The organism is Pseudoruegeria sp. SK021, assembly GCF_002119405.1.
Classification (GTDB): domain Bacteria; phylum Pseudomonadota; class Alphaproteobacteria; order Rhodobacterales; family Rhodobacteraceae; genus Meridianimarinicoccus.
The window spans coordinates 15,460-32,581 of sequence record NZ_MTBG01000004.1 but is presented as its reverse complement, the minus strand read 5'-3'; the positions used below and the strand labels follow the sequence as shown (position 1 = coordinate 32,581).

The window sequence follows — 17,122 nt, the reverse complement described above, 5'->3', positions numbered from 1 at the left end:
CGGGTCAAACTGCCCGGCCCGAGATCACCCGACGCCGCAAGACGCCAGACAGCCAATCCATCGCCATCACCATCAAGATGATCAACACGATGTAATAGCTGACCTCTTCCCAATCCTTATGGGTGATGATGGCCTGTGTCAGCAGCAGACCGATGCCGCCGCCGGTGATCGCACCGATAATCGTGGCCGAGCGGGTGTTGCTTTCCAGCAAGTACAACACTTGGCTCAGCAACACCGGCACCACCTGCGGGATGACCCCGAAGCAATACCGCTGCACCACGTTGGCCCCGGTGGACTGAACCCCTTCGATCTGCCGGTTGTCGACGTTTTCTAGCGCCTCAGAGAAGATTTTGCCGAAGGTCCCGGTGTCGGTCAGCAGAATTGCCAAAGTCCCGGTCAACGGCCCCGGACCAAAGGCCCGCGACAGCAGAATTGTCCAAATCAGCCCGTCGACCCCGCGCACGAAGTCAAAGACGCGGCGCACCGAAAAGCGCAGGGCAGCCAGCGGCGTAAAATTCCGCGCCGCCAAGAACCCTAACGGAAACGCGATGATGGCGGCCCCGAACGTGCCGAGAAAGGCCATCAGAATGGTTTCACCCAAAGCCCACGCCACTTCGCCGTGATGCCACATGGCGTTGCCCCAGAACCCGTCCCACATTCCAACCAGATTGCTCTGCGCCGGGTCCAGTTGCGGCCCGAACAGCAAGGCAAACAGGCTATGGCCGTAATAGGGGCTATCCAATGTGAACCAGAATAATTCCCAGCCAAAGGCATAACGAAAGACCTCGGTGCGGTTTCGGGTCACGGACAGGCGGCCGGCCGAGGTTTTCACATCCACCCGGGCCGAGGAATAGCTGATCCAGTCGGGCAAGGTGTCGGGATTGCGGTTGAGGGTGATCTCGCGACCAGACCGTGTGGCGGTCAGCAAGCCATAGCCCGGGATGTCCCAAGAGGTCGTGTCGGCATCGAAGGTGACGATGTTGTCGGCGTCCAGCCCGACGGTGGTGACACCGTCGAGGGTTGAAACCCAACTTGGCTCGGTCCCCGGCGCATAGGTGCCACGACGCTCGCCTTCAATGGCGACGGTCACGTCCCCGGTCCGGGTGTCGCGGGTGACGTGGGTTTTGTAGCTGTAGGTGTCTGACAGCAGGGTCATGACATTATCGACCCGAAGGCGGCCCATCAGCCCGCCAATGTCGAAGGCCACGAAGATATAGGCCAAATACGCCAGAACCCCGAGGGGGATCGCGGCGGTCATCAGACGCTGGCGCGAAAAACGACCGGTGGTCTGGGTGTAGATATCAGCAACGGTCATCGCGCGGCTCCGCCATGGGTCAAACGTTCACGGAAATAGCTGGAGATCTGATCGAAGAAGACGATGCTCAGGAACAGCAGCAGGAAGATCGCAGCGGCGGCATCAAATTTGCCCGGCCCCCACGTAATGGCATTTTTCAGTTCATAGCCGATGCCGCCCGCGCCGACGAACCCCAAGATGGCCGAAGCCCGAACGTTGACCTCGAAGCGCAGCAATGCGTAGCTGAGGTAGTTCGGCGCGACCTGCGGCACCACACCGAACAGCATCCGCTGAGCCCAGCTGGCCCCGACCGAGGCCAAGCCTTCGACCGGCTTCAGATCGACGTTTTCGTTCACTTCCGAGAAGAGCTTACCAAGCGCGCCCGCGGTATGTAGCGCGATTGCAATCAGCGCGGGCACCGGCCCACCGCCCAGAAGATAGATCAGGACCAGTGCGATGACGATATCGGGAAACGCCCGCAAGATATCCATGAAGCGCCGGAACACCCCGATCATGCGCGGCCACGGTGCCAAGCCACTGCTGGCCAGCAGCGACAACACAAAGCCCGACACGGCACCAATGATGGTGCCCGCCGCAGCAATATTGAGGGTCTCGACCAGCGCCGGAAAATACTCAACCAACAATCCGGGGATCAGCGCCCGCTTGCGCCACGCCTCTTCCACCACATCCATGGGGAAGTTCAGGATACTGGTGAATCCATTGATGAACCCTCCGGCATTCCGATCATCCGCCACCCAGAATCCCGCCGACATCACAGCGACGAACAGGATCAGCAGCAATCCGCTGTAAAGCCTGCGTCGGCGGATCAAGCTGAGATAACTGTCATAGGCGGGAATCGGGGGAACCCCCGAAAAAACTGCGTCGGCCATTATACCGGAATCCTTGAATGAACCGGACCCCGACAACTGCCGGGGCCCGATGAGTCAGGTCGAAAAGAGTACGATCAGTTGGCCGACGCTTTGCGCACCGCGATGATCGAGTCGTAGGCGTCATGGCTGATCGGCACGAAACCTGCGGTCTCGCCAGCGGCAACACCGTAGGCACATTCGGCATCGGACGAATGCAAGCCCTGCATCAGCTCAACCATTTTCGTCTTAACGTCTTCCGGCAGGTCCTGACGCAGAACGATCGGGCCTTCCGGGATCGGCTTCGACTTCCAGATCTCGACCATGTCATTCATGTTGACGAGGCCCGCATCCACGGCCTTGCGCAGCGCGCCCGAGTTATACCCGTCTTCCCATGCGCCTTGGCCATCGGCCCAAGTGACACCAGCGTCGATGTCGCCATTGGCAACCGCCACGATGGTCTGCTCATGGCCACCGGTAAAGACGACCTCACCGAAATACTCTTCCATCGGCATGCCCAGAAGGGTCGGGATCTCGACCGACGGGATCAAGTAGCCGGAGGTGGAGTTCGGATCGCCGAAGCCAAAGACCTTGCCCTTTTCATCTTCAAGAGAGGTCGCGCCGCTGTCTTTGCGGGCAAAGCCGATCGAATGATAGTTATAGGTGCCGTCCAGATTGGTCTTAACCAAAACGACGTCGACCGCCTCGGGCTCTTGCAGGTAAACGGCGGCATAACCCGACGCGCCCAGCCATGCCATGTCCAGCGTCCCGCCGATCAAGCCTTGGATCACGCCGTTATAGTCGGCCGGTGCAAACAGCTTGGTCGGCACGCCCAATGTGTCTTCCGCATAGGCACGCAAGCACTCGTTCGAGGCCAGACGGTCTTGCGCGTTTTCTCCGCCCATCAGGCCGATCCGGAATTCGGAAATGGTATCCTGAGCGACGGCCGTTCCGGCCAAAGCGGTCGATGCGACGAGGGCAGCAATAAGCGTTTTCAAGGGATCTACTCCTGTTGAACAAACCATGTCCCGCAACCGGGACACAGACGGTAATGGTGAGGGGTTACAGGGTGGCTTCGGCCTGACGGATCAGGTCCTCGGCCCGGGTGATGGTTTCGATCTGGGTGGATGTCGTCGCTTCTGAGAACGAGGCATCCGCGCCATAAATATCGCGGGCAACGCCAGTGGTCAGTTGATCGGGCCGGCCGTCAAACACCACCCGCCCGGCCAACATGCCGATGACCCGGTCGCAATAGCGCCGCGCGGTGTCCAACGTGTGCAGATTGGCAATGACCATCCGACCGTCTTCGTCATGGATGCGCCGCAGGCTATCCATGACCACTTGCGCGTTCATCGGATCGAGCGAGGCAATCGGTTCATCGGCCAGAATAATCTTTGGATCCTGCATCAAGGCTCGGGCGATGGCCACCCGCTGTTGCTGACCGCCGGACAAGGCCTCAGCGCGCTTCGGGGCGTGCTCGGCAATCCCCAGACGATCCAAGATGTCGATGGCGCGCTTGATGTCCGAATTCGGATAGAGATTGAACATCGTCGTCAGCGTCGAGTGCCGGTTCAATGTGCCATGCAAGACGTTCGACACCACGTCCATCCGCGGCACCAGATTGAACTGCTGAAAGATCATGGCGCATTGCGATTGCCAGTGGCGCTTGGCTTTGCCGCGCAAATGGGTCACGTCCTGGCCGTCGACGCGAATGTCGCCCGAGGTGCTATCCGTCAGCCGATTCAGCATCCGCAGCAGGGTCGATTTCCCCGCGCCAGACCGACCAATAATGCCGATCATCATCGGACGATCGATCTCGAGCGTCACATTGTCCACGGCTGTCTTGCCGCCGAAGGTTTTGGTCAGTTGGGTGATGTGAAGCATGTCTGTCGTGTCCTTTGTCGAGATGGTCACTGACAGCGGTTTTCGTCATTTATGCATCGATACGGCGAAGTTATTGTAACAATGCGCCTGATTGCCGGACCTTTCGATGCTGCGCGGACGTTGACAGTGTTCTGCGCGTCGCACGGACGTAACGACGCCTATAGGACGTACCGAAGGACGTACCGATCCCGGCGCGCGACGCGACGGGGAACAGCGCGCAATCGCCCTCGCCATACCTGACTAAAAGTATCGGATTGACAATCCCGACTGATTAACTCAGTTATTGCGTATGGATGGCCACAGGACGGAGACGGGACATGCAAAGACCGCGACAACAGCTCAACCCATTCAATGCTTTTGGTCCACAGCCCTGTCGCGTGGGGCGCCGCCCATGACCGCTCCTGCCAGCAATCATTCCGGATCGGCCGACGCAAATACCCTGCCAACCCACCATGCAGAGGACCTGACCTCGGGCGGGACTTTGGCACAAATCATTCTCGGTCCCAGCACCTATACCCTGCGCATCACCCGTGCGGGCAAGTTGATCTTAACCAAATGACCGGTGCAGCATGACACAAGAGCGCACTTTGCGTGGGGTCGCCGCCGTTGGCCATTTGGCCGAATTGCCCCCGGTGGAAGCCGCGGCTGTCCTGTATTTTCGGCTGTGGCACGACGGTCCTGCGGCGCAGGCCCAGGTGATCGCTGACTTCACGATGGCACTGGGACCCCACGCCGGACGCGAAGCCACCCAAGCGCTGGACCAGATCTGCGAGCTGTGCGCCCGCCTTGGGCGTCGCCCGCTGATGCGGCACCATCTTTGCTGCAAATGTCTGGGCGCGGACGAGGCCTGTTTCGCCCAGTTCATCGCCGCCGCCAGCGACGGTGACCGCGAAGATGCGGTGCTGATTGCCACCCTTCTGGTTCGGGCCGACATGGCCCCAAGCCTTGCCTCGTTAGCCGAATTTTGGGGCCTATCGATCAAACGCCTGTCGGGGCGATCCTATGACCGGCCCATGGCCTCACCACTCTATCACTGACAAAGGACGATATTCTGATGACCCACCACATCCTTGCCACCAGCGCACTGGCCCTTTCATTCGGCCTTGCAACGGCAGCCGGAGCCGATGTCAGCAAGACAGAGGTGTTGACCACATATGTCGACATTGCCGCGGCGAAATACGACGACAGCTTGACCACAGCCAAAACCCTTCAGGCCGCCGTCAACAATCTGATCGATGCCCCCTCTGAAGAGACGCTGTCAGCCGCGCGAAGTGCATGGCTGGACGCCCGCGTCCCGTATCAGCAGAGCGAGGTCTATCGTTTCGGCAACCCGATCGTTGATGACTGGGAAGGCATGGTGAATGCGTGGCCGCTGGACGAAGGCCTGATCGACTATGTGGACGCAAGCTATGGTGGCCCTACAGATGCCAATGAACTGGCGGCGCTGAACGTCATCGCCAACCCGTCGCTCAGCATCGCGGGCAAAAGCATCGACGCCACCAGCATCACACCGGAGTTGATCTCGGACACGCTGAACGAAGCTGACGGCATCGAAACCAACGTGGCGCGCGGCTATCACGCCATCGAATTCCTGCTTTGGGGTCAGGATCTGAACGGCACCGGACCCGGGGCGGGCGAGCGGCCTTATACTGACTTCGCAACCGGCGATGACTGTACCAACGGCAATTGCGACCGCCGCGCCGATTACCTGCGCGCGGCCACCGATCTTCTGGTTAGCGATCTGGAATATATGGCCGCACAATGGGCGCCGAATGGCGCAGCCCGCGACACCGTCCTGACCTCTGAAGGGGCCGGATTGGTTGCCATCCTGACCGGCATGGGCAGCCTGTCCTATGGCGAGCAGGCCGGCGAGCGGATGCGTCTGGGATTGATGCTGAACGATCCCGAAGAAGAGCATGATTGCTTTTCCGACAACACCCACAACAGCCACTATTACGATGCGTTGGGCATTCAGAGCGCCTATCTTGGCCGCTATGTGCGCCCGGACGGTTCTGTGATCGAAGGCCCGTCTCTGGCGGATCTGACTGCCGAGGTTGACCCAGCATTGGACGCTGAAATGCAGTCCAAGCTGGAAGCCACGATGTCGGCCATGTCCGATCTGAAAGCGGCTGCCGATGGCGGGTTTTCCTATGACATGATGCTTGAGCAGGGCAATGCCGAAGGCGAAGCGTTGGTCATGGGCGGAGTGAATGGTCTGATCGACCAGACCCGCACAATTGAGCGGATCGTCGTCGCGCTGGGACTGGACCAAATCGCGTTTGAAGGCTCGGACAGCCTCGACCAACCCGAAGCTGTCTTCGAGTGAGCGGTGTGCGCACGCGGCCTCCCCACCACCGCGTGACGCACGCCGACCACAGCATCTAGGCGGCAATCGCCTAGATGCATCCGCAGCCCCTCCTGCGGATGCAGTCATTCTTGACTCTGGTCGGGAATGGCTGCGCTATTTTTAGCCGGTCGATGCCATGCGACCATGCCAACTTAGAAGATGCCCGCCATGCCCCCCCTTCGAACGCTTCCCCCAAGACCCGCTGCGCGGCCCGCCCTGTGGCCCCGGATCACGTGCCTTGTCGGCCTGCTTGGCCTGACCTGCGGCACAGCCCTCGCACAGGCAGGACCAGACGCCCATCTGGCGGTCGTCCCACGGACAGCGGCAGAAACCGCGCGGATCGCGGCAGTGACGGCACCCACCACCGACTTTTCGGCCCCCGAGGCGTTTGAAACCTTACCCGGCGGGGCCGCCACAGTTCGGGTGCGGACCAATGCCGACGCGTTCTCGCAACCGTCAGCCAATATCAGTTTTGAACGGGAACTGGATTTTAAAGTCGGCAACGGCTTGTTCCGGAAAATCTGGGTGGCGGCACCGTCCTCGACCTTGGCCTCGGATGGGCTTGGCCCGCTCTATAATGCGCGCGGCTGCCAGAATTGCCACATCAAGGACGGACGCGGCCACCCGCCCGAGGGACCGACAGACCCGGCTGTGTCGATGTTTCTGCGGATTTCCATTCCGGGCAGCCCGCATGACGTGGCCAATATGTCCGAGATCACCGATTTCATCGCGACCGTTCCAGACCCGACCTATGGCGGGCAATTGCAAGATTTCGGAACGCCCGGGCATCTGGCCGAATATCGCCTCGACATCACCTATGAGGACATCGAGGTTCCCCTGTCAGAGGGTGAGACCGTGGTGCTGCGCAGCCCGACCTATCGCGCCGCCGATCTCGGCTATGGCCCGCTGCACCCCGAGGCCATGCTGTCGCCGCGTGTCGCGCCGCAGATGATCGGCCTCGGCCTGCTGGAGGCGATCCCGGAAGCCGATATTCTGGCCCTTGCCGATCCCGACGATGCCGATGGCGATGGCATTTCAGGGCGCGCAAATTGGGTGTGGTCGGTGGAATTCGACCGGCCCATGCTGGGGCGGTTCGGCCTGAAAGCCGGTGCGCCGACGGTCAGGCAGCAATCCGCCGCCGCCTTTTCCGGCGATATCGGCATTTCGACGCCGCTTTTTCCGGACCCGTGGGGCGAATGCACCCCGCAAGAGGCCGCGTGCCGGTCGGCCCGCCATGGCGATGACAGCGCCCAAAACGGCTTCGAGGTTGATGACAATGCCCTTGATCTGGTGACCTTCTATAGCCGCAACCTCGCGGTGCCGGCCCGGCGCGATGCCGATGACCCACAGGTTTTGCGCGGCAAAGAGGTGTTCTACACCGCCGGCTGCGCCGCCTGCCATACCCCGAAATTTGTCACCAACCGCCTGCAAGACCAGCCGGAGCAAAGCTTTCAGTTGATCTGGCCCTATAGTGATCTGCTGCTGCATGACATGGGCGAAGGCTTGGCCGATCACCGGCCCGAAGCCCGCGCCACCGGCACCGAATGGCGGACCGCCCCGCTTTGGGGCATCGGGTTGACGGAGCAAGTCAGCGGTCATAGCACTTTCTTGCACGACGGTCGCGCCCGCAGTCTTCTGGAGGCGATCCTGTGGCATGGTGGCGAAGCGCAGCCCGCCCGGGATGCGGTCGCACAGATGCCCAAAACCGACCGGGATGCCCTGATCCGATATCTGGAGAGCCTATGAAACACCTTGCCGTCCTGATCGCGCTTGCGCCGCTGTCGCTGCCTGCCTCGGCCGATACCGCGCGGGCAGTCAACGACCTGATCCTGCCCAGCTTTGAAAATTTCGCGCAAGGGGCGCAGGTCTTGCACCAAACCGCGCTTGCCGATTGTCGCAGTGACGCCGTCGCCCCCGCCTATCAGGCCGCGTTCGACACGTGGATGGGCGTCAGCGGGCTGCGCATCGGGCCATCGGAAACCGGGGCGCTGTCCATCGCGTTTTGGCCAGACGACCGGGGCTTTACCCAACGGACCTTGGCACGGCTGATCGACACGGAAGACCCGACCGGTCTGGACCCAAGCGAATACCATGAGATGTCGATTGCCGCCCGGGGCCTTTTTGCGCTGGACATGCTGCTCTACGATCCGGCCTTCAACACCTATGGTGCCGGGGACTATACCTGCGGGTTGGTGCAAACCATCACTGCGGATCTGGACCGGCAAGCAGATGCGCTAAGCACAAGCTGGGCCGAGGATTACGCCGAGGTGCTGATCGGGGCCGGGGCGCCGGACAACACCATCTACCTCAGTTCGGACGAGGCGTTTCGCGCGCTCTATACCCAGTTGCTGTCCGGGCTTGAGTTTACTGCCGACACCCGCCTTGGCCGTCCCATGGGCACGTTTGAGCGGCCACGGCCAAAGCTGGCCGAAGCATGGCGCAGCGACCGCAGTCTGGGCAATGTCCTGATTTCGGCGCAAGCTGCCCAAGGGCTGGCCCATGCGCTTGCCGGGCCGGAATTGCCGCAGACCGATGCCGCGTTCTCTCAGGTCATGCTTGCAGCCGACCGGGTGTCCGACCCGTCATTTCAGGATCTCGACGATCCTCAGGCGCGGCTGCGGGTCGAGGTGTTGCAGCAGCGCGTACGCGCCCTTTATGGCGCCATCGAGATCGAGATCGGGGCACCTTTGGGCATCACGCCGGGCTTCAACTCGCAGGACGGAGACTGAGCCATGACCTCGCGTCGCAGGTTTCTCGCGGCCCTGCTGGCGGCCAGTGCCGCACCGCGTCTTGGCTGGGCCGCGGCGGGCAGCCCGTCTTATATTGCCGCCGCCCGTGAACCGGATGGCCGCTTTGCCCTGTTCGGTCTGGATCAAGGCGGGGCGCAAACCTTTCGGGTGCCGCTTCCGGCGCGGGGTCATGCCGGGGCGGCACATCCAAGCCGGGCCGAAGCGGTGGCTTTTGCGCGCCGTCCCGGTCCGTTCGCGCTGGTCATTGATTGTGCCGCCGGATCGGTGCTGCATCACCTGACCCCGCCCGACGGTCGCCAGTTCAACGGCCATGGCATCTTTGCCGAGGGCGGCGCGGTGCTGTTCACCTCTGAGCAGCGCAGCGATACCAGCGCCGGCGTGATCGGAATCTGGGATGTCGCGTCGGGCTATCGCCGGATCGGCGAGGTTTCGACCCACGGCATTGGCCCGCACGATCTGCGCCTGATGCCGGACGCCAAGACCTTGGTGGTGGCGAATGGCGGCATCGCCACCGACCCCTCGGATCGGACCAAGCTGAATGTTCCGACCATGCGGTCGAACCTCAGCTATCTGGATGCCACCGGCACTTTGCTAGAGCAGATCGAGCTGTCACCGGATTTGTGGCAAAACTCGATCCGGCATTTGGCCATTCGGCGCGACGGGCTGGTCGCCTTCGCGATGCAATGGGAAGGTGCAGAGAACGCCGCGACACCGCTGCTTGGCCTGCACCGGCGCGGCGCCCCCCCCGTGTTGGCGGCCGCGCCGCTGGCCGATGAACTGGTGATGCAGGGCTATGCCGGAAGCGTCGCCTTCGCCGGCGATGGCACCGAGGTGGCGATCACCTCGCCCAAGGGCGGGCGGGTTCACCGCTTTGCCGATGACGGGGCCTTTATCGGCCCGGTCTCGCGCAGCGATATTTGCGGGTTGGCTCCGACCCGGACCGGCGTTTTGGCCAGCGATGGTCTTGGCGGGCTGCTGGCCATTCAAGGCGGCACTCCGACCCTGCTGTCCCGGGCCAATGTGGCGTGGGACAATCATCTTGTCAGCCTGACCACCTGACCGGCTCCAGCGGGGACCGGTCAGACGTGAGCGCTAAGAATTATGTGGCGTTGGGCCGGACAGCATAGGCCGACAGATCCACCGGGGACAGCAACGGCTGGCCAGCAAAGAACGCGCCAAGGTTGTCGACCAGCAATTGCGCCATCGCATCCCGGGTCTCGACGGTGCCGGAGGCATGATGCGGGTACAACGTGACATTGGGCAAAGCGGTCAGGCGCGGGTCGGGATTGGGTTCGTTCTCGAACACATCCAACGCCGCCGCGCCAAGCCGTCCTTCACTTAACGCCGCGATCATCGCGGGCTCATCAATCACCGATCCCCGCGCTACATTGATCAGCAATCCGTCGGGTCCAAGCGCGTCCATGACCGAAGCGTCGATCAGGTTCCGGGTGCCCTCGCCCCCGGCGACGATCACCACAAGGTTATCGCTGTCCCGGGCCAAGGTGATCAGGTCGGGTTCAAACGCCCATGGCAGGTCTTTCGGGCGTCGGTTCCAGTAGCGCACCGTCTGACCCATGGCCGCGCCCCGATGCGCAATCGCCTGTCCGATCGTGCCCATGCCGACAATGCCCAACGTGCGCCCCTTCAGGCTGCGCTGAAGCGGAAACATACCTTCCCGGCCCCAACTTCCCGAGCGGACATAGGCATCGCCCGGCACCAACCCGCGCCGCGCGCCCAATAGCAGCATGATCGCGGTGTCGGCCACATCATCGCAAAGGGCCGACGAGGTATTCGTCAACGCCACGCCGCGCTCGGCCAACGCCGTCACATCAAATGTGTCAAAACCCGCTGACGAGCAGGACACCAATTTTAAATTTGGCATTGCCGCGACCATTGCGCGATCCACCGGCGCGTGGCCATGCGTGGCGATCGCGGTGCATGTCGCGCCATGCTCGGCAAGGATCGCAGCTTTGTCTTCCGCCAAATCCCAGCGATGCAGGGTAAAGTTGGCCTCCAATTGCGCCATGGCATTGGGGCGTTGGCTGGCCAGCAGCATTACATCAGGCTTGGTCATCGGTCGGATCCTCCGGGGTCAGCCGGGGGGCGATCCGGCGGCAGTTGCAAAACACAGGGCGCGCAAGCGGTCCGCAGGATCGGATGCATGCCGGACGTTTGCGACGGCGGCTCTCAGCCAGCCGCCATCGCCAGAAAAAAACCCGCCCGCAACAGCGGACGGGTTCAAACGATCTGCCGTGTCGACCTTATTTCAGGTCTTCAGGCAATACCGCCTCGGGAATGCCTTGGTAGCAAACCGGACGCAGGAAGCGGCGGATCGACATGGTCCCGACCGAGGTCGCGCCAAAGTTGGTCGAAGCCGGGTAGGGTCCGCCGTGAACCATGCTATCGGACACCTCAACGCCGGTCGGGAAGCCATTGGCCATCACCCGACCCGCTTTGCGTTCCAGCACTGGCAGCAACTTGCGCGCCAAGGCGGCGTCACCGTCATCCATGTGAATCGTCGCGGTCAGCTGCCCTTCGAACCCTTTAGCCAGTGCGACCATGTCCTCGGCGCTGTCGACACGGACCACCAAGCCCAGCGGTCCGAACACTTCTTCCCCAAGCGCGTGGTCTTGCAGGTAGGCTGCCGCGTCGGTTTCATACAGCGCAGGCTTTGCCGTGCGGCCCTCGTTCTGGCTGGCCAGCAGCGGCGTCACCGAATTGCGGCTGTCAAATCGTTCCTGACCATCGCGATACGCCTTGGCGATGCCATTGGTCAGCATGACCTGCTCACCGGCCTCGGCCAGAGCGGCTTTGGCGGCAGCAACGAACGCGTCCCCGGCAGCGCCGGTTTCAATAACAGCAATTCCGGGGTTGGTACAGAACTGGCCCGCACCCATGGTCAGAGACCCAGCCCAGCCCTTGCCGATGGCTTCGCCGCGTGCTGCGGTCGCTTCGGGCAGTACGAACATCGGGTTCACAGAGCCAAGTTCGCCGAAGAACGGGATCGGCTCGGGGCGTTGTGCACAGAGGTCGAACAAAGCGCGTCCGCCGCCCAGCGAGCCGGTAAAGCCCACCGCTTTGATCAGCGGATGCTGCACCAACGAGGAACCCACTTGGCGGTTGCCACCTTGGATCAGGCTGAACACGCCCTTGGGCATACCGCATTTCTCAATGGCAGCATGGACCGCTTCGGCCACGATCTCGCCCGTTCCGGGATGCGCCGAGTGGCCCTTGACCACGACGGGACAGCCAGCCGCCAGCGCCGCTGCGGTGTCGCCGCCCGCGGTTGAGAAGGCCAGCGGGAAGTTCGACGCGCCGAAGACAGCAATCGGGCCAATCGGCCGTTGGATCATCCGCAGATCAGGGCGCGGCAGCGGCGCACGGTCGGGCAAGGCCGCATCATGGCGCTTATCCAGATAATCACCGGCCCGGATATGGGACGCGAACAGACGCAACTGACCGGTGGTCCGGCCACGTTCGCCCTGCAAACGCCCCTCGGGCAGACCGGTTTCCTGCGAGCCGATTTCGGTGATGGCTTCGGCGCGGGCGTCGATTTCATCTGCAATGGTATCAAGGAACACCGCGCGCTCTTCACGGGTCGTGTAACCGTAGGTCCAAAAGGCCTCTTCGGCGGCTTCACAGGCGGCGTTTACCAGATCGACGGTTCCGACGGAAAATTGATGGACCGGGCCGGTTGCCGGTTCGGACGGAAAGGTCTTGTCGGATGCAACCCATTCCCCTGCAATCAAATGTTTCCCATGGGGGGTGAATTTTACGTTATCGAGCATCTGTTTCTCCTGTTTCCGTACACCAGCCGGATTGGTGGCGTGAGCACGTCATCGCCGCAGCGAATTGATCTGTCCTCTGGCGCATGACTTGCCATGTATGACTGGAACTGTCCAACGCAAGAGCGGCATAAAAACCAAGATAATCAAATGGCAGGGACGCGGGGCAAAAAATGGCCCGCGCCGCGCGTCAGACGAGGCCGTTCGCGGCGATGAAGTCATCCAACAGCGCTTTTTGCGCCGACGTAAGCGGCCACGCCGACGGTGGCCGGGTTGGTCCACAATCCCGGCCAAGCGCCTGAAGCGCCGCCTTGACCCCGGTCACGTTGGTGCCGTTCATTTCTTCCGCGCGGATATCCTCAAACGCCTTCATCCCGGAGATCAGGGCGTTCGCTGCCATATAGCTGCCGGCCTCAAGCGCAGCATGGATCGCGATGGACCGCTCGGGCCAGACATTGATCAAACCCGACGTGAAGCCCCGGGCACCCACTGCATAAAAGGACGGCGCCCACACCTCGGCCAAACCGCCCACCCAGATGATCGACGGATCGCACGCCGCCTTGGCCTCGGCCAGCTTCATTGGGTTCGGCGTCGCCCACTTCACGCCCTTGACCCCCGGTACTGCGCAGAAATCCACAATGGCCCCAGTGCCGACCTGATCATTGCGCAGGTACAGCATCATCGGCAGCCCGCCCGAGGCATCAGCGATCGCGCTGAGATAGGCCACCACACCGCGGGGCGCGACAAACGGATCGGGCGGCTGGTGCACCATCAACGCCGTCGCCCCCGCCGCAGCCGAGGCCTTGGCCAGCACACAAGCATCCCGAACGCCCCGCCCGACCCCGGCAAGAACCGGCGCGCGCCCGGCCACTTGGCTCACCACCGCGCGGACCATGCTGCAAGCTTCGGCCGTGGTCAGGGCGTAGAACTCACCGGTATTGCCGTTCACCACCGGCATGTGCAGCCCGGCCCCAAGCGCCCGATCAAGGATCGGATTCAGCTTTTCCGGCGCGATATCGCCCGCATCGTCATAGGGCGTCACCAGAATTCCGGAAATTCCTGTCAGCGCCTGATCAAGGGTCAATGGCATGCACGTGGCCTCCGTGGAATGTGTCTAAAAGATATCAGGTTCACCTGCGACCGGCCCGAAGTCATGCCCAAGATAGTCGAAATCGCAGCCCTTATCAGCCTGACTGACATGTTGGGAAAACATCCACCCCCAGCCCCGACCAAAGCGCGGCGCGGGCGCGACCCAGTCGGCACGGCGTTGGGCAAGTTCGTCGTCCGGCACCAGCATATCCAGACGGCGATTTGCCAAATCCAAGCGGATGATGTCACCGGTCCTCAGCAAGGCAAGCGGTCCGCCAACATAGCTTTCCGGCGCCACATGCAGGACACAAGCGCCATAGGACGTGCCGGACATGCGCGAATCCGACAGTCGCAGCATATCGCGATGGCCCTGTTTGATCAGGGCCTTCGGGATCGGCAACATGCCCCATTCCGGCATCCCCGGCCCCCCCTTCGGCCCGGCATTGCGCAGCACAAGCACGGTATCGGGCGTGACGTCGAGATCCTCGTCGTCAATGGCGGCCTTCAACTCGGGATAGCTGTCAAACACCAGCGCGGGCCCCTCATGGTTGTAAAATTTCGGATCGCACGCCGCAGGCTTGATCACCGCCCCATCCGGGCACAAATTGCCGCGCAGGACCGCCAAAGACCCCTCTTTATAGACCGGATTGGTCAGCGGGCGGATCACATCGTCGTTGAACACCTCGGCCCCGGCCAAGGTTTCCCCAAGAGATTTTCCAGACACGGTCAGCGCCGTCAGGTCCAGCTTATCGCCCAGTTGCACCATCAAAGCACGCAGGCCGCCCGCGTAGAAGAAATCCTCCATCAGGTAGTCTTTGCCCGAGGGGCGCACATTGGCGATCAACGGGCTGGTCCGGCCAAGTGCGTCCAGATCATCGAGGGTCAGATCGACCCCGGCGCGGCCTGCGATGGCCAACAGATGCACCACGGCGTTGGTGGAACATCCCGTCGCCATGGCCACAGTGGCAGCATTGCGCATGGCCATAGTGGTGACGATCTTGTCCGGAGTCAGGTCTTCCCAAACCATGTCAACGATGCGCCGTCCACATTCTGACGACATCCGGATATGTCCCGCATCGGGGGCCGGAATCGACGACGCACCGGGCAGGGTCAGCCCCATGGCATCCACGATCGACGTCATAGTGCTGGCAGTGCCCATTGTCATACAAGTGCCGTACGAGCGCGCGATGCCGCCCTCAATCCCCAGCCATTGCTCATCGGAGATATTGCCGGCCCGGCGCTCGTCCCAGAATTTCCACGCATCCGACCCGGACCCAAGGATCTTGCCCGCATAATTGCCCCGCAGCATCGGCCCCGCGGGCAAGAAGATCATCGGCACCCCTGCGGTCAACGCCCCCATCACCAGTCCCGGGGTGGTCTTGTCACAGCCGCCCATCAACACCACCCCGTCAATCGGATGCGAGCGGATATGCTCTTCCGTCTCCATGGCCAGCATGTTGCGATAGAGCATCGAGGTCGGCTTAGTGAAGGATTCATCCACAGCCAGCGCCGGCAATTCGACCGGAAAGCCACCCGCCTGCAGGACGCCGCGCTTCACATCATCGACCCGCGTTTTGAAATGCGCGTGACATGGGCTGAGATCGGACCACGTGTTCAAGATGCCGATGATCGGCTTGCCCATGAAGTCCTCGGGGGCATAGCCCATCTGCATCATCCGAGACCGATGGCCAAAACTGCGCAGATCGTCGGGCGCGAACCACCGCGCACTTCGCAAGCTTTCCGGTGATTTTCTCTCGCTCGCCATAGCGCCCTCTTTCATGGGTTTGAGTGCCGCGAGTCGCCAAGCGTTCTGCGCGGGGATCTGCCTGAATGTATTCGCATACATTTTGAGAGGTCAATCTTGTTCCCCCAGTTTCGGTGAGACGCCCGTGTTGACTACCAAAATCTGTTGAACATGGTCCGGATTTGGCCAAGCCATGGTCAGAAAAATATCCCGGTGAATACGCATACAACCCACTGCGCTGGCGCATCGCCGCACGGACCCATCGCGCCTTGGTTTCCGCCCGTCGCGCAGGTAGAATGCGGGTCCTAACTCTGGAAGCTGCTGGAGCACCGCATGACGCGCAAGGGCGATACACGGACACGAAAATCCGGCGGTGTGACCATGTCCACCATCGCCACTATGGCGGGCGTCACCCAAGCGACGGTTTCGCGCGCTTTGAACCACCCAGAAGTGGTGTCGCCAGCCACACTGGACCGGATCCGCGCGGCCATTCAGGTCACTGGCTATGTACCGAATTTGGTGGCAGGCGCTCTGGCCTCATCGAAAAGCCGGATGGTTGCCGTCGTCGTCCCATCGATCACCAATATCGTCTATTCCGCCCTCATCCACCATTTCATCGACCTTGTCCGCGACGCCGGATACCAGACCATTCTTGTGGAAAGCGGATTTTCCGCCAGCGAGGAAGAGGCGCTGGTCACCGCCCTGATTTCCCGTCGCCCGGATGGGATCCTGCTGACCGGCGTTCATCACACCGCGCAATGCCGCAGCCTATTGCTCAGCGCGGGATTGCCCGTGGTTGAGATTTGGGACCTGACGCAAAGCCCGATCGATATTTGCGTCGGGTTTTCCCATGCCGATGCCGGATCAGACGTGGCCCGGTTCGCCAGCAGCCTACGCTATACAAACGCGGCAGTGATCGCCGCAGATGATGAACGCGCACGCCGCCGAAAAGCCGCGTTTTGTAAGACCTATCAAGACCTTGGCTTCGACTCCCCGCGCGAGGTTTGTGTCGATGGCGCCGCCAGCATCGGCGGCGGACGCCGCGCGTTGCGTGCCTTACTGGACCAAGGCATGCAGAACGGGGTAATCTTTTGCAGCTCCGACCTGCTGGCACACGGCGTGCTGATCGAAACCCAGTCTCGCGGCCTGTCAGTGCCCGGCGATTTTGGGGTGATCGGCTTTGGCGATCAGGACTATGCCGCCGATTTGGTCCCGCCATTAACCAGCGTTCGGGTCGACCGGTCCGTCCTTGGCCGGAAAGCCGCTGACGCGCTGCTGGCGCGAATTGCCGGGATCACGCCCGACACCCATGCGTTCGACGTTGGATTTCGGATCATACCGCGCGGGACCACATAGCCCCGCC

Annotated in this window: 15 protein-coding genes; 7 read left to right on the top strand and 8 right to left on the bottom strand. The window is 62.0% G+C overall.

The genetic code is table 11. The annotated features are described in order from the left end of the window. Nucleotides 1-4: 4 nt before the first annotated feature. The 4 genes from phnE (BV911_RS04590) to phnC form a co-directional block, all read right to left on the bottom strand. Entirely contained in the window at nucleotides 5-1,315 is a 1,311-nt protein-coding gene (phnE, locus tag BV911_RS04590; RefSeq protein ID WP_086052415.1) for a phosphonate ABC transporter, permease protein PhnE, read from the bottom strand. Beyond that, nucleotides 1,312-2,184, bottom strand: coding sequence for a phosphonate ABC transporter, permease protein PhnE (gene phnE / locus BV911_RS04585; protein WP_086052414.1), 873 nt, complete (start codon nucleotides 2,182-2,184; stop codon nucleotides 1,312-1,314). Before phnE (BV911_RS04585) ends, phnE (BV911_RS04590) begins: the two co-directional genes overlap by 4 nt. Before the next feature lie 74 nt (nucleotides 2,185-2,258). After that, a complete protein-coding gene (gene phnD, locus BV911_RS04580) occupies nucleotides 2,259-3,158 on the bottom strand; it encodes a phosphonate ABC transporter substrate-binding protein (protein WP_086052413.1) in 900 nt (299 codons plus the stop codon). A gap of 64 nt (nucleotides 3,159-3,222) precedes the next feature. Then, nucleotides 3,223-4,044, bottom strand: coding sequence for a phosphonate ABC transporter ATP-binding protein (gene phnC, locus BV911_RS04575; RefSeq protein ID WP_086052412.1), 822 nt, complete (start codon nucleotides 4,042-4,044; stop codon nucleotides 3,223-3,225). A gap of 391 nt (nucleotides 4,045-4,435) precedes the next feature. On the opposite strand from phnC, the gene hemP reads away from it, so the two are divergent. The 6 genes from hemP to BV911_RS04545 all read left to right on the top strand — a co-directional run bounded on the left by hemP (nucleotide 4,436) and on the right by BV911_RS04545 (nucleotide 10,200). Then, nucleotides 4,436-4,603 carry a hemin uptake protein HemP gene (gene hemP / locus BV911_RS04570; RefSeq protein WP_086052506.1) on the top strand — a complete coding sequence of 56 codons (168 nt, stop codon included), beginning with the start codon at nucleotides 4,436-4,438 and terminating at the stop codon, nucleotides 4,601-4,603. Nucleotides 4,604-4,613: 10 nt separating this feature from the next. Further along, the gene (locus tag BV911_RS04565; RefSeq protein WP_086052411.1) at nucleotides 4,614-5,081 is read left to right on the top strand and encodes a hypothetical protein; all 468 of its coding nucleotides are present in this window, start codon (nucleotides 4,614-4,616) and stop codon (nucleotides 5,079-5,081) included. A 17-nt stretch (nucleotides 5,082-5,098) separates the two neighbouring features. Next, a complete protein-coding gene (locus tag BV911_RS04560) occupies nucleotides 5,099-6,370 on the top strand; it encodes an imelysin family protein (RefSeq protein WP_086052410.1) in 1,272 nt (423 codons plus the stop codon). 189 nt (nucleotides 6,371-6,559) lie between these two features. Next, entirely contained in the window at nucleotides 6,560-8,137 is a 1,578-nt protein-coding gene (locus BV911_RS04555) for a di-heme oxidoredictase family protein (RefSeq protein WP_086052409.1), read from the top strand. Beyond that, nucleotides 8,134-9,120: an imelysin family protein gene (locus tag BV911_RS04550; protein WP_086052408.1), complete on the top strand. Its 987-nt coding sequence runs from the start codon at nucleotides 8,134-8,136 to the stop codon at nucleotides 9,118-9,120. The genes BV911_RS04555 and BV911_RS04550 overlap by 4 nt, the downstream gene beginning before the upstream one ends. A 3-nt stretch (nucleotides 9,121-9,123) precedes the next feature. After that, complete coding sequence (locus BV911_RS04545; protein ID WP_086052407.1) at nucleotides 9,124-10,200, top strand: DUF1513 domain-containing protein; 1,077 nt, start codon at nucleotides 9,124-9,126, stop codon at nucleotides 10,198-10,200. A gap of 40 nt (nucleotides 10,201-10,240) precedes the next feature. On the opposite strand, the gene BV911_RS04540 is transcribed toward BV911_RS04545, so the two are convergent. The 4 genes from BV911_RS04540 to araD all read right to left on the bottom strand — a co-directional run bounded on the left by BV911_RS04540 (nucleotide 10,241) and on the right by araD (nucleotide 15,780). Further along, nucleotides 10,241-11,215 carry a 2-hydroxyacid dehydrogenase gene (locus BV911_RS04540; RefSeq protein WP_086052406.1) on the bottom strand — a complete coding sequence of 325 codons (975 nt, stop codon included), beginning with the start codon at nucleotides 11,213-11,215 and terminating at the stop codon, nucleotides 10,241-10,243. Nucleotides 11,216-11,402: 187 nt separating this feature from the next. Continuing rightward, the gene (locus tag BV911_RS04535) at nucleotides 11,403-12,929 is read right to left on the bottom strand and encodes an aldehyde dehydrogenase (NADP(+)) (RefSeq protein WP_086052405.1); all 1,527 of its coding nucleotides are present in this window, start codon (nucleotides 12,927-12,929) and stop codon (nucleotides 11,403-11,405) included. A gap of 187 nt (nucleotides 12,930-13,116) precedes the next feature. Then, nucleotides 13,117-14,016 (bottom strand): dihydrodipicolinate synthase family protein, encoded by a 900-nt coding sequence (locus BV911_RS04530; RefSeq protein WP_086052404.1) that lies wholly within the window; start codon nucleotides 14,014-14,016, stop codon nucleotides 13,117-13,119. Nucleotides 14,017-14,040: 24 nt separating this feature from the next. Then, nucleotides 14,041-15,780: an L-arabinonate dehydratase gene (gene araD / locus BV911_RS04525; protein ID WP_086052403.1), complete on the bottom strand. Its 1,740-nt coding sequence runs from the start codon at nucleotides 15,778-15,780 to the stop codon at nucleotides 14,041-14,043. Between the two features lie 312 nt (nucleotides 15,781-16,092). Between araD and BV911_RS04520 the strand changes: the two genes are divergently transcribed. After that, nucleotides 16,093-17,115 carry a LacI family DNA-binding transcriptional regulator gene (locus BV911_RS04520; protein WP_240512142.1) on the top strand — a complete coding sequence of 341 codons (1,023 nt, stop codon included), beginning with the start codon at nucleotides 16,093-16,095 and terminating at the stop codon, nucleotides 17,113-17,115. Nucleotides 17,116-17,122 lie beyond the last annotated feature (7 nt).